Consider the following 14,639-nt stretch of genomic DNA (forward strand, 5'->3'; position numbering starts at 1 on the left):
GGAGGTCCCCCATGTCCGCCGCCCTGCCCGACCGGCTCAAGTCACTGCTCGACGGTCCCGTCTTCGTCGTCCTCGGCACGATCCAGCCCGACGGCAGTCCGCAGCTGTCCCCGGTATGGGCGAAGCGGGACGGCGAGGACATCCTCGTCTCCACCACCGTCGACCGCCGCAAGAAGAAGAACCTCGACCGCGACGCCCGCGCGAGCGTCGTCGTCCAGGACCCCGATTCCCCCTACGAGTACGCCGAGATCCGCGGCACCGCCGAGTTGACCACCGTGGGCGGCCGGCAGCTCATCGACGAGCTGTCCCTGAAGTACACCGGCAAGAAGTACGCCGAGTTCAACCCCTCCTCGGTGCAGGACGCCGAGCGCGTGATCGTACGGATCAGGCCGCGGAAGGTCGTCGGGATCCTGTGACCGCGGCACTGCCGCGCGGGGGATGTGCGGAACATGTGCGGAAAAGCAGCGCGCACGCGGCGGGGAGGCAAGCGAGGTACTGCCCGGGGCCCACTACCCTGGTGTGGTGACTATTCGCCTGTACGACACCAGCGCCCGGCAGATCCGTGACTTCACCCCGCTCGAGCCGGGTTGTGTCTCGATCTACCTGTGCGGCGCCACCGTGCAGGCGGCCCCGCACATCGGGCACATCCGCTCGGGGCTGAACTTCGACATCATGCGCCGCTGGTTCGCCTACCGCGGCTACGAGGTGACGTTCATCCGCAACGTCACCGACATCGACGACAAGATCATCGCCAAGGCGCACGAGCAGCACCGCCCGTGGTGGGCGATCGGCTACGACAACGAGCGCGCGTTCGACGACGGCTACACCGCGCTCGGCTGCCTGCCGCCCACCTACGAGCCCCGCGCAACCGGCCATGTGCCGGAGATGATCGAGATGATGCGGGGCCTCATCGAGCGCGGTCACGCCTACGCCGCCGAGGGCAACGTCTACTTCGACGTGCGCTCCTTCCCCGGTTACCTGGAGCTGTCGCGGCAGGAGCTCGACAACCTGCTCCAGCCCTCCGGCGAGGGCGAGACCGGCAAGCGCGACCCGCGCGACTTCGCCATGTGGAAGGCGGCCAAGCCGGGCGAGCCGACCTGGGACACCCCGTGGGGGCCGGGCCGTCCCGGCTGGCACCTGGAGTGCTCGGCGATGGCGCACAAGTACCTCGGCAGCGCCTTCGACATCCACGGCGGCGGCCTGGACCTGATCTTCCCGCACCACGAGAACGAGATCGCCCAGGCCAAGGCCTACGGCGACGAATTCGCGCGGTACTGGGTGCACAACGCCTGGGTGACCATGGCCGGCGACAAGATGTCCAAGTCGCTGGGCAACAGCGTGCTGGTCTCCGAGATGGTCGAGCAGTGGCGGCCCATCGTGCTGCGGTACTACCTGGGCACCCCGCACTACCGCTCGATGATCGAGTACAGCGAGGAGGCGCTGCGCGAGGCCGAGTCCGCGTTCGCCCGGATCGAGGGCTTCGTCCAGCGGGTGGTGGAGAAGGCGGGCCCGGTCGAGCCGGCCGAGCAGGTGCCGCCCGCGTTCGCCGAGGCGATGGACGACGACCTGGGCGTGCCGCAGGCGCTCGCGGTGGTGCACACCACCGTCCGCCAGGGCAACAGCGCGCTCGCCGCCGACGACAAGGAGGCCGCCGTGGCCCGGCTCGCCGAGGTGCGCGCCATGCTCGGCGTCCTCGGCCTCGACCCGCTGGACCCGCACTGGGCCGGAGGGGGCGAGCAGCGCGGCGAGGACCTGCACGGCGTGGTCGACACCCTGGTCCGCATGGTCCTCGACCAGCGCGAGGCGGCCCGCGCCCGCAAGGACTGGGCGACCGCCGACGCCCTCCGCGACCAGCTGAACCAGTCGGGCCTGGTGATCGAGGACAGCCCGCAGGGACCGCGCTGGAGCCTGGGCGCGCGCTGAGCCCGCCCGCGAGCGCGGAAGATCGATTGTGCCGCCCGGCCTCCCGGGCGGCACACTGCATAGACGTACGTACGACGCTTCAACAGACAGGTAGGTCATGGCCGGGAACAACCGCCGCATGTCCGGCAAGAAGGGCGCGCAGGTCGGCAGCGGCGGCCAGCGGCGCCGGGGACTCGAGGGCAAGGGGCCCACGCCCCCCGCCGAGATGCGCAAGGGCCACGCCAAGCAGCGCGCCGCCCATGCGAAGACTCGCCGCGCCCAGGGCCGCCCGCAGCAGCGGCGCGGCTCGGGCAGGTCGTCCTCCGAGCTCGTCGTCGGCCGCAACCCGGTCGTCGAGGCGCTGCGCGAGGGCGTGCCCGCCACCACGCTCTACGTCCAGCAGTTCATCGACAACGACGAGCGGGTCCGCGAGGCGCTCCAGCTCGCGGCCGAGCGCGGCGGGATCAACCTCATGGAGGCCCCGCGCCCCGAGCTCGACCGGATGACGAACGGGCTCAACCACCAGGGCCTGGTCCTCCAGGTGCCGCCGTACGAGTACGCGCACCCCGAGGACCTCGCCGACGCCGCCTACGACGAGGGCGAGGACCCGCTGATCGTCGCCCTCGACGGGGTGACCGACCCGCGCAACCTCGGCGCGGTCGTCCGCTCCGTCTCCGCCTTCGGCGGGCACGGCGTGGTCGTCCCCGAGCGGCGCGCGGCCGGTATGACCGCGGGTGCCTGGAAGACCTCCGCCGGCACGGCCGCCCGTACGCCGGTGGCCCGTGCCACCAACCTGACCCGCGCCCTGGAGACGTACCAGAAGGCGGGCATCACGGTGGTCGGCCTCGCGGCGGACGGCGAGGCGGAACTCGGCGACCTGGAGGCCCTGGAGGGGCCCGTCGTCATCGTCGTGGGCAGCGAGGGCAAGGGCCTGTCCCGGCTGGTCGGCGAGACCTGCGACCTGCGGGTGCGGATCCCGATGCCGGGCGGCGCGGAGTCGCTGAACGCCGGTGTCGCGGCCGGGATCGTGCTCTACGAGGCGGCCCGCAGGCGCGCCTGACCGGTTGTCCGGAGCCGCGCGCGGGTGGTCGAACGGTCGTCCGTACGATCACCCGCCCGGGTGGAACCGGGCGATCCGTACAACCTTGACGCGGTCCGGACAGATCCGACGCGTCACGGCAGTGTCCTAACTCGTCGTCACTCGGTTAGATGAGTGTGGACACCAGAACACCCCGCACACCCACGGGGGACCGCTCGTCGGGATACGACGACGCTCCCGCGCTGAGCATGGTGAAGGTGCCGAGCGATCCGGCGCAGGTCATCGTCAACCACGCCAGTTTCCGCGTGCAGTTGGGCGCCACCTCGAGGCGCTTCCAGTCCCTGCGGATCGCCCGGTACCCCGGCGGCACCGAGAACACCGGCCGCGTGCCCTTCGCCGCGAGCCGGGCCGGGGCCGCGACCCACCGCCGCCCGGTCGTCTGGAGCGGCCGGTCAGCCCCGGACGACACCGGCGCCCACCGGCTGCTCCAGGCCGTGCGGACCGGAAGCGTGTGGTGCTCCGAGGAGCCGTCCGCGGACGCCGGGGCCACGCAGGTCATGCCGCGTATCGGCGGTGCGCCGGGCCACGACCCCTACGACCTCGCGCAGACGGTCGAGACCCCCGTCGTCGGCGCCCAGCGCACGCCCCGGCCCGGTGGGACCCGGCTGCTGCCGCACATGCGGACCGCGGGCAGCGCCTACGAGGAGTCCGCCCACGGCGGTGCCGGGTACGGCGAGAACGGGTACGGCACCCCGTCGTACGGCCAACCGCCGTACGACGACGCCGACTTCGCGGACGACGAGCGCGGTGCGTACGACGCGTACGGCGAGCAGGGCGGGCACCGGCAGGGCAGGCGCCACGCCGACGACCCGTCCCGGCACGCGTACTACCCGGGCCGGCGCATGAACCTCGGCGTCGTGCTGCTCCCGCTGCGCATCTTCCTCGGGTTCATCTCCCTCTACGCCGGCATGGGCAAGCTGTGCGACCCGCTCTACTTCGACGGCGGCAAGCGCGGCTCCATGGTCAAGTGGCTCAACACCCTGCACCCCTGGGAAGTCGCCGAGCCGCTGCGCCAGTTCGCGCTCCAGCACCCCGTCGGCTCCGGGCTCGTCATCGCCTTCCTCCAGGTCATCGTGGGGATGCTCACGGTCCTGGGCTGCTGGCAGCGGGTCGCCGCGGCGATCGGCGCGCTGCTGTCGGCCGCGCTGATCGTGACGGTGAGCTGGAAGACGGTGCCCGTCTACGACGCGCCGGACATCATCTACCTCGCCGCCTGGTCCCCGCTGGTCATCGCCGGCGCACCCGTGTACTCCGTGGACGGCCGCCTCGCCGCCTCCGCCTGGCGACGGCTCGGACCGCGCTCCGACATCTGGGAGCTGCGCCGGTTCGTGCTGCGTCGCGGCGCCCTGGTCACGGTGGTCGTCACCGGTCTGACACTGCTCGTCGGCTCGCTGCTCGGTGGAGCCGTCCGCGACGCCGACCGGGTGGTCGTGCCCGGACCCGACGAGGCCCCGCGCAACGAGCTGCCCGGCTCGCCGCTGCCGAAGGAGACGGGCGAGCGACAGCAGAAGTCGCCGTCGGCGTCGACCTCGTCGACCGCCCGGCACGGTTCCTCGGCCGGCCCGTCCCGCGGCCCCGCGAGCACGCCGGGCGCGACCCGCGAGAGCGGTACCGCGACCGGCGGCGTGCCCAGCGAGACCCAGGGCACCGGCCAGACCCCGCCGCGTCACTCCGTCCCGGCGCAGCAGGCACCCAGCACCAGTTCGGGGCCGACCTCCGGCGGTACCGAGACCGGTGGCAGCACAGGATCGGGCGGTGGCTCCGGGGGGCCCAGCTCCAGTGGCGGCGGCTCCAACGGCGGCGGCTCGTCCTCGGGTCAGCCGGGGCTGGTGGGCGGACTGCTGGGGTAGCCCGCCCTCCGGTTCGCCGTACGGGTGCGGCGCTGCGGGTTCACCTCCCCAGCGCCGCCAGCTCCTTCGCGGCCTCCGTGAGGTCCTTCGCGGTGTCGATGGCGCGCCAGTAGGCGCCCTGGGGGATGGGGAAGCCGGCGAGCCTTCGCTCACGGGCCAGGTGCGGGAAGGTGGTGCGCTCGTGGTCGCCGCGCTCCGGGAGGAGGGTGGCGAACTCGGGCGAGAACACGTAGACGCCCGCGTTGATCTCGAAGGTCGAGGGCGGGGCCTCGATGAAGTCCGTGATGTGGCCGAAGCCGTCCGTCCGCACGGCGCCCCACGGAATCCGCGGGCGGGCCAGCGCGAGGGTGGCCACCGCGTCGCGCTCGGTGTGGAAGTCGGCCATGTCGCGCAGCGAGAACCGGGTCCAGATGTCGCCGTTGGTGGCGTACCAGGGCTGGTCCGGGTGGGGCAGCTGGGCGGCGGCGAACTTCAGGCCGCCGCCACGGCCGAGGGGCTCCGGCTCCACGACCGTGCAGACACGGACCGGCAGGTCCGCCGACTTCAGCCAGTCCTGGAGCACCTCGGCGAGGTGGCCGCAGGACACCACCACGTCCGTCACACCCTCCTCGGCCAGCCAGGCGAGCTGGTGGCCGATGATCGGGGTGCCCGTGCCGGGGATCTCGACCATCGGCTTGGGCCGGTCGTCGGTGTAGGGCCGCAGCCGGGAGCCCTGGCCTCCGGCCAGGACGACGGCTTGAGTGGGGCGGGACGCCGCATTCGGATGGGTCATGCCCGCACTGTACGACCCACGCTTCGGGCCCCGTCCGCCGCCAAGGAATTCCCTGCCGACTGATAACCGACTTCCGACCCGGATCGGGCCCTTCGGGTGGGGGCGCGAGGCCGGCCCTACGGACGGGCGGGTGCGGTGCCCTTCGGGCAGGAACGTACGGTCGGGCCTTGCCGTGGGGGCGGGCCGGTCGGCAGAGGGGCGGCCGGTAGGGGCGATCACCGTACGTGCCGTAGGCGTCCGGCGCGGTTGGCTCGACAGCCGTGCGAGGCAGTGTGGGCCGGTTCAGCGCGGTGGACTGGCACGGCAGGGCGCGAGCCGCCGTCGGGGGGAGGGTGAGGCGGGCGGTGCGCCAGTGGAAGAGACGGGCTCTCTGCGGGGTTCGCGGCGCGGAGCCGTGGGGCCCGGTTCGGCGGGGGCGGGTCGGCCCGGCGGGCCCAGGTGTGTGGGGGCGCCAAGCCCGTCGGCCGGTGGACTTGGCGTTCGGGGCGCGCGTCACGAGTGCCCGTGTCCAGGCTCGGGGCTGCCCCGCTGAGTTGTCGGGCCGAGACGTGGGCTCGGCCCCGCGCTGCCGTGCTGTGCCGTGGCTTGGGCCCCCTCGGGCCGCGTGGGTTGCCCGGTTTCCGCGGGGCGGCCTCGCCCTGGCCCCGGGGCTGCCACAGGCCGCGCCGTGGGCTTGCCCGGTCGTGTCCAGGGCGGGCCCCCGCGAAGTGCCCCGCCCTGGACACGAAGGACTCGCTCAATCGGCCAGGGGGCCGCGGCGTGTCAGTTGTGGGTGGACTGGATGCCGGAGGCGAAGGAGGTGTCGCAGACCGGGCGGGCGTAGGACTGGGCGCGGGTGGGGCCGTAGATGCGGACGGCCGCGCGGCCCAGGGAGCGGGCGATGGAGGCGCAGTGGCCGGCCAGCGACGGGCGGCCGTTGACCGCCTCCTGGAGGTGGGTGAGGACCAAGCCCGGGTTCCGGTCCTGCAACTCGGTCAGCAACTGGTCACGCAGCACGTCCTGCGGGGCGCGGGCGCGGGACTTTGCCGGGGCGCCGACGGCCACGGCGTCCGACGCGGTCAGCACCGAGTTCGAGGTGCTCCCCGACCAGTTGACCCGGGTGACCGCGAGGGTTCCGGAGAGCACCAGGACGACGGGCAGGACGAGGGCGAGGGAGCGGCCGATCCGGCGGGCGGGGCCCGGGCCGCGTCGCGTGGGGTGGTTGGTGGAGTGCTTCACGCGAGTGAGGGTAGCGCCCGGTAATGATTTGGCGACATTTAGTCACCTCTTCGGGGGGTGGTCAGACGCTCTCTCCCGGGTGACGTGTTGACGCACACCGCTCGAAATGTCCGGTGTGCCAGGGTGGTTCGGAGGCATGGAGAAGGGCCCCGCGGCCAGGTCGCGGGGCCCTTCTCGTCAACTTGGGTGAATCCCCCGGGAGTGTCCCGAGGTTTCAGCCGTAAGGCGTCAGCCGCGGACGCGTCAGTCCGACAGGCGCTCGCCGGTGGAGGTCGAGAACACGTGGGTCTCGCCCGGCCGCGGCACGACGTGCAGCGTGGAGCCCTTCTCCGGGACGGAACGGCTGCTGACGCGGACGACGAGGTCCCTCTGCTCGCCGCCGACCTCGGCCGAGCCGTAGACGTACCCGTCGGCGCCCGTCTCCTCCACCACGTTCACGGAGACGGCGAGGCCGGCCGGAGCGTCCTCGGTGTCCTTCGACAGCGAGGCCGCCGCGCCGCCGCCCAGCTCGACCACGTCGAAGTGCTCGGGGCGCACGCCCACCGTCACCGTGCGGTCGCCCTTGTCCGAGGCGGCCTTGAGCGCCTCGCGGTTGACCGGCACCACGCTGTTGCCGAACTTCACACCGCCGTCGGTGATCGGCACCTCGACGAGGTTCATGGCGGGCGAGCCGATGAAGCCGGCGACGAAGAGGTTCGCGGGCTTGTCGTACATGTTGCGCGGCGAGTCGACCTGCTGGAGCAGACCGTCCTTGAGCACCGCCACGCGGTCGCCCATGGTCATGGCCTCGACCTGGTCGTGGGTGACGTAGACGGTGGTGATGCCGAGCCGGCGCTGGAGCGAGGCGATCTGCGTACGGGTGCTCACCCGGAGCTTGGCGTCCAGGTTGGACAGCGGCTCGTCCATGAGGAACACCTGCGGCTCGCGCACGATCGCTCGGCCCATGGCGACACGCTGGCGCTGACCGCCGGAGAGCGCCTTCGGCTTGCGGTCGAGGTACTCGGTCAGGTCGAGGATCTTCGCGGCCTCCTCGACCTTCTGCCGGATCTCCGCCTTGTTGACGCCGGCGATCTTGAGCGCGAAGCCCATGTTGTCGGCGACCGTCATGTGCGGGTACAGCGCGTAGTTCTGGAACACCATGGCGATGTCCCGGTCCTTCGGCGGCAGGTGGGTGACGTCGCGGTCACCGATCCGGATGGCCCCGGCGTTGACGTCCTCCAGGCCCGCGAGCATCCGCAGGGAGGTGGACTTGCCGCAACCGGACGGGCCGACCAGGACGAGGAACTCACCGTCCTCGATGTCGATCTCGAGCGCGTCGACGGCCGGCTTGTCGGAACCCGGGTAGATCCGGGTCGCCTTGTCGAACTGGACAGTGGCCATGGTGAATGGGCCCCCTTCTACCGGCAGGAACGTGCCGGACGATCCGTTGTAGGAAGGTGGTTGCCACTACGGGTGAATCCGTTGTGGTGATGGTGTAGTCCACACGGGTGAACTGGCACAGGACGGTACCTGGCGTTCACCTGGTCTGTCAGTACTTGGGGGCTGGTGAACTTCACGGAAATTCCTGCCGGGCCGCTGCGGGGACCTGGGTACACTGCACGGACACACCCATACAGGCCTCCTTAGCTCAGCTGGTCCAGAGCGGCTGTCTTGTAAACAGCAGGTCGTCGGTTCGAATCCGACAGGGGGCTCCACACACGGAGGCCACCCGCGCCGCGAGGTGCGGGTGGCCTCCGTTCGTTTTCGCAGGTCAGGCTGTTCTGAGCAGCGTCCGTACGACCTGACGGAGCGTCGCCTCGGGGTCCGGTGCGGCGGCTGCCGCCCGCCAGGCGACGAACCCGTCCGGGCGGACCAGTACGGCCCCGTCGGGCGTCGTGCCGTGGGCCCGCGCCCAGTCGGGTGCCGCCCCGTCCGCGCCGTCGTGCGGGTCGTACGTCAGCTCGGCGCCGACGCGGTACGAGTCCAGGCGCACGCCGTCGCTCTCGGCGAGGCGCAGGGCCGCCGTGTGCCAGCCCGCCGTCGACTGGGCGTCGCTCAGCAGCACCAGGGAGCGCTCGTACAGGTCGAGCGTCGAGATCCGCTCGCCGCCGCGGCGCAGCCACAGGTGGGGCGCCCGGCTGCCCGGCTCGCCGGTCAGGCGCATCGCCTCGGGCACGACCTCCTGGTCCGGGTCGGCGCCCACGACGGCGCCGCGCGGGTAGCGGTAACCGAGGACGACGTTGAGAATGCCGCCGCGCTTGCCGCCGCCGATGCCGGGTGCCGGGGCGAAGCCGGGGTGGCTGTGCTCGACGGAGCGGGCGGAGGCGCGGGCGCTGGTCGCCGTGGCGACGGGGCGGCGCTCGGTGTCGTAGGTCTCCAGGAGGCCGGGGCCGGCCCAGCCGCCGAGCACGGCGGCCAGCTTCCAGACCAGGTTGTGCGCGTCCTGGATGCCGGTGTTGGAGCCGAAGGCGCCGGTGGGGGACATCTCGTGCGCGGAGTCCCCGGCGAGGAACACCCGTCCGGCCGAGTAGCGGTCGGCGACCCGTTCGGCGGCACGCCAGGACGCCTTGCCGGTGATCTCCACATCCAGGTCGGGGGCCCCGATCGCGCGGCGGATGTGCCGCTGGAGCCGGTCCTCGGTGAACTCCTGCAGCGTCTCGCCCCGCTCCGGGTGCCAGGGCGCGTGGAAGACCCAGTGCTCCTTGTTGTCGACGGGCAGCAGGGCCCCGTCGGCGTCCGGGCCGGTGAGGTAGCAGCAGATGAAGGGGCGTTCGCCCACCACCTCGGCGAGCAGCTTGGAGCGGAAGGTGACGCTGACGTTGGCGAACAGGTCGCCGGGCCCGCTGTGCGCGATGCCGAGGCGGCGCCGGACCGGGCTGCGCGGGCCGTCGGCGGCGACCAGGTAGTCGGCACGGACGGTGTACCGCTCGTCGGTGCCCCGGTCCCGTACCACCGCGGTCACGCCCTCGCCATCTTGCTCGAAGGACTCCATCTCGTGGGAGTAGCGCAGATCGCCCCCGAGCCTCCGGGCGCCCCTCAGCAGCTCGGGCTCCAGATCGTTCTGGCTGCACAGGCACCAGGTGGTGGGGCTGAACCTGGCGAGGCCGCCGTCCGGGTCGATGTGCTTGAACAGCCACTCGCCCGCGTCGCCGGCCAGGGTGGGCGTCTGGAGGATGCCGTGGTTGTCCGCGAGCAGCGATGCTGCCGTCTTGATCTCCGGTTCGACGCCGGCCACCCGGAACAGCTCCATCGTCCGCACGTTGTTGCCGCGTCCACGCGGGTGAATGGACGTGCCGGAGTGCCGCTCGACCAGCAGGTGCGGTACGCCGTGGCGGCCCAGGAACAGGGAGGTGGACAGGCCCACCAGGGAGCCGCCGACGATGAGGACGGGTACCCGGTGGTCGGCTTCTCGGCGCATCGATGCCTCCAGGAGCGGGGGTGCGGGTGCGGGGCGCGTCGGAGTGTCCATGCCCTGCCGGGGGTCGTCGTGCGTGCGCCCACGGCACCAATCACCCGTGTGATCACCCGCGTGGTGCACACGAGTCGCGCACCGATCGGGACCGGCTCAGGATCGAGATCACGCTGACGTCGCGTCACCCGCGGCCGGCGTTTCCTCTGCCCCGCCACGCACCGCCAAGGAGACGTACGCAGATGACCGCCATCTCTGAGCGAGTTTCAGAACCGACCGAGCAGCAGGCCGCGAAACGTGTCTCCCAGTCCGTCTTCGACGGCTCCCGGCTCCGGGTCATCCTGCTGGTGAACGTCTACGACGGCGCCCAGCAGCAGTTCCTGGAGGCGTACGAGGAGATGTGCAAGCAGGTCGCGTCCGTCCCCGGGCACGTCAGCGACCAGCTGTGCCAGTCCATCGAGAACCCCTCCCAGTGGCTGATCACCAGCGAGTGGGAGAGCGCCCCGCCGTTCCTCGCCTGGGTGAACAGCGAGGAGCACGTGCGGATGGTGCAGCCGATGCACGGCTGCATCCGGGACACCCGGTCGCTGCGCTTCCACATCGTCCGTGAGACCGGACACACGGCGGTCGGCGAGGCTTCCGCCGAGCGCCGGCTCCAGACCTCGCCGCGGATCGGGGACGGTGTGATCCGGCACGCGCTGACCTTCACGGTGAAGCCGGGCAGCGAGCGGAAGGTGGCCCAGATCCTGGCCGACTACGAGCCGCCCGAGGCGAACGTGGACGGCACCACCCGGCTGTGCCGCACCTCCCTGTTCATGCACGGCAACCGGGTCGTGCGGGCGATCGAGGTGCGCGGCGACCTCCTCGCGGCGCTGCGGCACGTGGCCCAGCAGCCGCAGATCCGGAAGGTCGAGGAGGACCTCAACCCCTACCTGGAGCAGGACCGCGACCTCAACGACCAGGAGTCCGCACGGGTTTTCTTCACCCGGGCGGCGCTGCCCGCGGTGCACCACGTGACGGCCGACCAGGAGAGTCCGGAGGCGGAGCGGCACGCGCTGTACTACCCGGCGCGGCAGGGCATGGGCATGAAGCTGGCGGAGCTGCTGTCCCATCAGGACGAGCGGGCCGCGGCGGACCCGGGCAGCCCGGTGCTGCGCAGCACGGTCTTCGAGCGGGACGACGTCGTCGTCCGCCTGATCGACATCCACGGCGGGCTGGAGGCCGACCCGGCCGCCGCGCTGGGCGTGGCGGATGCCGCGAAGGTGTCGGAGCTGGCCGCCCTGCTCGACGCGGGTGCCGCCAAGAAGGACGGCGACCTGGCCAGTCTGCTCACCCTCGCCCGTATGGACCTCATCACCGACCGCCGGTCCGCGCCGGACGCCTGACGCATTCCGAAGCCGACGTACCACACCACCGGAGGAACGACGTGATCAAACCCAGGCCCAGGATCGTGGAGCTCGGCGAGACCGAGCCCAACACGAAGCGCGGAGGCGATCTGCGCGCCATGCTCACCCCGGCCACGGTCGGCTCCACCAGCGGCTTCATGGGCGTGGCCATCGTGCAGCCCGGCGACCGCATCGGGGAGCACTACCACCCGTACTCCGAGGAGTTCGTGTACGTCGTCTGCGGCGACCTCGAGGTGGACCTGGACGGCGAGCCGCACCCGCTCAGGCCGGAACAGGGCCTGATGATCCCCGCCTACATGCGCCACCGCTTCCGCAACGTGGGCGACGTGGAGGCGCGGATCGTCTTCCACCTGGGGCCGCTCGCCCCGCGCCCGCAACTCGGCCACGTCGACACGGAGGGCACCGAGCCGGCGGCGGCCGGCGCGGAGGCGCCGGCCGCGGGCGTGGCAGAGGTCCGATCATGACCAGGCGGGTGGCGGTCACCGGCATAGGCATCGTGGCGCCGGGCGGTATCGGCGCCGCCGCTTTCTGGAACCTGCTGGCGAACGGGCGCACCGCGACGCGGGGCATCACGTTCTTCGACCCGGCCGGTCTGCGGTCCCGGATCGCGGCCGAGTGCGACTTCGACCCGGCGGCCTCGGGGCTGGACGAGGAGCAGGTCGCGCGCTGCGACCGCTACATACAGTTCGCCCTGGCCGCCGGCCAGGAGGCGGTGTCGGACTCCGGACTCGACCTCGCCGGGGAGAACCCCTGGCGGGTCGGGGTCTCGCTGGGTACCGCGGTCGGCGGAACCACCCGGCTGGAGAACGACTACGTCCTGGTCAGCCACCGCGGCGAGCGCTGGGACGTGGACCACGAGCGGGCCCGGCCGCATCTGGAGCGGGCCTTCACACCGAGCACGCTGGCCTCCACGGTGGCCGAGCGGTTCGGGGCCCGCGGGCCGGTGCAGACCGTCTCCACCGGCTGCACCTCCGGGCTCGACGCGGTCGGCTACGCGCTGCACACCGTGGAAGAGGGGAGGGCGGACATCTGCATAGCCGGAGCGTCGGACTCGCCGATATCACCGATCACCATGGCGTGCTTCGACGCGATCAAAGCGACGTCGTCGAACAACGACGACCCCGCCCACGCCTCCCGCCCCTTCGACAACGACCGTGACGGGTTCGTCATGGGCGAGGGCGGCGCGGTGCTCGTCCTGGAGGAGCTGGAGCACGCCAGGGCCCGCGGCGCCCATGTGTACTGCGAACTCAGCGGCTACGCCACGTTCGGCAACGCCTACCACATGACCGGACTGACCAGCGAGGGCCTGGAGATGGCGCGGGCGATAGAGACCGCGCTGGACCACGCCCGACTGGACGGCTCCGCGATCGACTACGTCAACGCGCACGGCTCCGGGACCCGCCAGAACGACCGGCACGAGACGGCCGCGGTGAAGCGGGCGCTGGGCCACCACGCCTACGGCACCCCCATGAGCTCCATCAAGTCGATGGTGGGCCACTCGCTCGGGGCGATCGGGGCGATCGAGGTGGTGGCCTGTGTGCTGGCCCTGGCCCACCAGATGGTCCCGCCGACCGCGAACTACGAGACCCCCGACCCCGAGTGCGACCTGGACTACGTCCCGCGTATCGCCCGTGAGCGGAAGCTGAACAGCGTGCTCTCCGTGGGCAGCGGCTTCGGCGGCTTCCAGTCCGCGGTGATCCTGACCCGGCAGAGGGAGAGGACACGATGAGCGCACCGCGCGAACGGCGGGCCGCCGTCACCGGCATCGGTGTCGTCGCGCCCGGCGGCACGAACACCGAGACCTTCTGGAAGTCCACCCAGGAGGGCGTGAGCGTCCTGGACCGCGTGACCCGTGAGGGCTGCGAGCACCTGCCGCTGAAGGTGGCCGGCGAGGTGCGGTCCTTCGAACCCTCGGCGGCGGTCGAGGAGCGCTATCTCGTCCAGACCGACCGTTTCACGCACTTCGCGATGGCTGCGGCCGACGCCGCCCTCCAGGACGCCCGGCTGGGGCAGGCCGACACCGACGCGGCCCCGTTCTCCGCGGGCGTGGTCACCGCGGCCGGGTCCGGCGGCGGCGAGTTCGGCCAGCGGGAGCTGCAGAAGCTGTGGAGCAAGGGCAGCCGCTATGTCGGCCCCTGGCAGTCCATCGCCTGGTTCTACGCGGCCAGCACCGGCCAGGTCTCCATCCGGCGCGGCTTCAAGGGCCCCTGCTCGGTGGTCGCCGCCGACGAGGCGGGCGGCCTGGACGCCCTGGCGCACGCGGCCCGTGCCGTCAAGCGCGGCACCGACGTGATCGTGGCCGGTTCGACGGAGGCGCCGCTGGCCCCGTACTCGATGGTCTGCCAGCTCGGTTACCGGGAGCTGAGCCCGGTGGCCGATCCGAAGCGCGCCTACCGCCCGTTCACCGAGGACGCCTGCGGGTTCGTGCCGGCCGAGGGCGGCGCGATGCTCACCGTGGAGGCGGCCGACGCGGCCCGGGAGCGGGGCGTGCCCGTACGGGCCGTCCTGGCCGGGCACGCGGCGACCTTCACCGGCGCCTCCCGCTGGGAGCTGTCCCGGGAGGGGCTGGCGGAGGCGATCCGCGGCGCGTTGGCCGAGGCCGGGTGCGCACCCGAGGAGGTCGACGTCGTCTTCGCCGACGCCCTCGGCGTCCCCGAGGCGGACCGGGCCGAGGCGCTGGCGATCGCCGACGCGCTCGGCGCGCACGGCCGGAGCGTGCCGGTCACGGCACCCAAGACGGGCACCGGCCGGGCGTACTGCGCCGCGCCGGTGCTGGACACGGCGGCGGCGGTCCTCGCGATGGAGCACGGCCTGATCCCGCCCACCCCGAACATCTCCGACATCTGCCATGACCTCGACCTGGTGACCGGTCGTGCCCGTGCCGCCGAGGTGCGCACGGCGCTGGTCCTCAGCCGGGGGCTCATGGGCTCGAACTCGGCGCTGGTGCTGCGGCACGGCGCCGCCGACGCCTCGTAGCGAGGCAGCCAGGATCAACCGGGAGCAA

The 14,639-nt window shown here is 72.3% G+C and carries 12 protein-coding genes and 1 tRNA gene; 9 read left to right on the plus strand and 4 right to left on the minus strand.

The window, feature by feature from the left end:
- Positions 1-11: 11 nt before the first annotated feature.
- The 4 genes from ACIQFZ_RS13435 to ACIQFZ_RS13450 all read left to right on the plus strand — a co-directional run bounded on the left by ACIQFZ_RS13435 (position 12) and on the right by ACIQFZ_RS13450 (position 4,851).
- On the plus strand, positions 12-416 hold the full coding sequence (locus tag ACIQFZ_RS13435; RefSeq protein WP_365430280.1) for a PPOX class F420-dependent oxidoreductase: 405 nt from the start codon (positions 12-14) through the stop codon (positions 414-416).
- 106 nt (positions 417-522) lie between these two features.
- Positions 523-1,923 carry a cysteine--tRNA ligase gene (gene cysS / locus ACIQFZ_RS13440; RefSeq protein WP_402691250.1) on the plus strand — a complete coding sequence of 467 codons (1,401 nt, stop codon included), beginning with the start codon at positions 523-525 and terminating at the stop codon, positions 1,921-1,923.
- A 97-nt stretch (positions 1,924-2,020) separates the two neighbouring features.
- Positions 2,021-2,962: a 23S rRNA (guanosine(2251)-2'-O)-methyltransferase RlmB gene (gene rlmB / locus ACIQFZ_RS13445; protein WP_365430284.1), complete on the plus strand. Its 942-nt coding sequence runs from the start codon at positions 2,021-2,023 to the stop codon at positions 2,960-2,962.
- A gap of 149 nt (positions 2,963-3,111) precedes the next feature.
- On the plus strand, positions 3,112-4,851 hold the full coding sequence (locus ACIQFZ_RS13450) for a DoxX family protein (protein WP_402691251.1): 1,740 nt from the start codon (positions 3,112-3,114) through the stop codon (positions 4,849-4,851).
- Between the two features lie 40 nt (positions 4,852-4,891).
- Here ACIQFZ_RS13450 and ACIQFZ_RS13455 read toward each other — a convergent pair whose 3' ends face one another.
- The 3 genes from ACIQFZ_RS13455 to ACIQFZ_RS13465 form a co-directional block, all read right to left on the minus strand.
- Positions 4,892-5,623, minus strand: coding sequence for a nucleotidyltransferase family protein (locus ACIQFZ_RS13455; protein WP_365775008.1), 732 nt, complete (start codon positions 5,621-5,623; stop codon positions 4,892-4,894).
- Between the two features lie 762 nt (positions 5,624-6,385).
- A complete protein-coding gene (locus tag ACIQFZ_RS13460; protein ID WP_383062457.1) occupies positions 6,386-6,841 on the minus strand; it encodes a hypothetical protein in 456 nt (151 codons plus the stop codon).
- Between the two features lie 243 nt (positions 6,842-7,084).
- Positions 7,085-8,221, minus strand: a complete 1,137-nt coding sequence (locus ACIQFZ_RS13465) for a sn-glycerol-3-phosphate ABC transporter ATP-binding protein UgpC (RefSeq protein WP_365430630.1) — start codon at positions 8,219-8,221, stop codon at positions 7,085-7,087.
- 236 nt (positions 8,222-8,457) lie between these two features.
- On the opposite strand from ACIQFZ_RS13465, the gene ACIQFZ_RS13470 reads away from it, so the two are divergent.
- Positions 8,458-8,535 (plus strand) — tRNA-Thr (locus ACIQFZ_RS13470).
- A 56-nt stretch (positions 8,536-8,591) separates the two neighbouring features.
- Here ACIQFZ_RS13470 and ACIQFZ_RS13475 read toward each other — a convergent pair.
- Positions 8,592-10,238, minus strand: coding sequence for an FAD-dependent oxidoreductase (locus ACIQFZ_RS13475; RefSeq protein ID WP_402691252.1), 1,647 nt, complete (start codon positions 10,236-10,238; stop codon positions 8,592-8,594).
- 233 nt (positions 10,239-10,471) lie between these two features.
- On the opposite strand from ACIQFZ_RS13475, the gene ACIQFZ_RS13480 reads away from it, so the two are divergent.
- From ACIQFZ_RS13480 to ACIQFZ_RS13495, 4 genes are read left to right on the plus strand one after another with little or no spacing between them, the layout of a single operon-like run.
- Positions 10,472-11,614 carry a SchA/CurD-like domain-containing protein gene (locus ACIQFZ_RS13480; protein ID WP_383062460.1) on the plus strand — a complete coding sequence of 381 codons (1,143 nt, stop codon included), beginning with the start codon at positions 10,472-10,474 and terminating at the stop codon, positions 11,612-11,614.
- 41 nt (positions 11,615-11,655) lie between these two features.
- Positions 11,656-12,099 (plus strand): cupin domain-containing protein, encoded by a 444-nt coding sequence (locus ACIQFZ_RS13485; protein WP_172632925.1) that lies wholly within the window; start codon positions 11,656-11,658, stop codon positions 12,097-12,099.
- Positions 12,096-13,364 (plus strand): beta-ketoacyl-[acyl-carrier-protein] synthase family protein, encoded by a 1,269-nt coding sequence (locus tag ACIQFZ_RS13490; protein ID WP_365430637.1) that lies wholly within the window; start codon positions 12,096-12,098, stop codon positions 13,362-13,364. The genes ACIQFZ_RS13485 and ACIQFZ_RS13490 overlap by 4 nt, the downstream gene beginning before the upstream one ends.
- A complete protein-coding gene (locus ACIQFZ_RS13495) occupies positions 13,361-14,611 on the plus strand; it encodes a ketosynthase chain-length factor (RefSeq protein WP_383062464.1) in 1,251 nt (416 codons plus the stop codon). Before ACIQFZ_RS13490 ends, ACIQFZ_RS13495 begins: the two co-directional genes overlap by 4 nt.
- Positions 14,612-14,639: the final 28 nt, after the last annotated feature.

It is taken from the genome of Streptomyces sp. NPDC093064, from assembly GCF_044754605.1.
GTDB lineage: Bacteria > Actinomycetota > Actinomycetes > Streptomycetales > Streptomycetaceae > Streptomyces.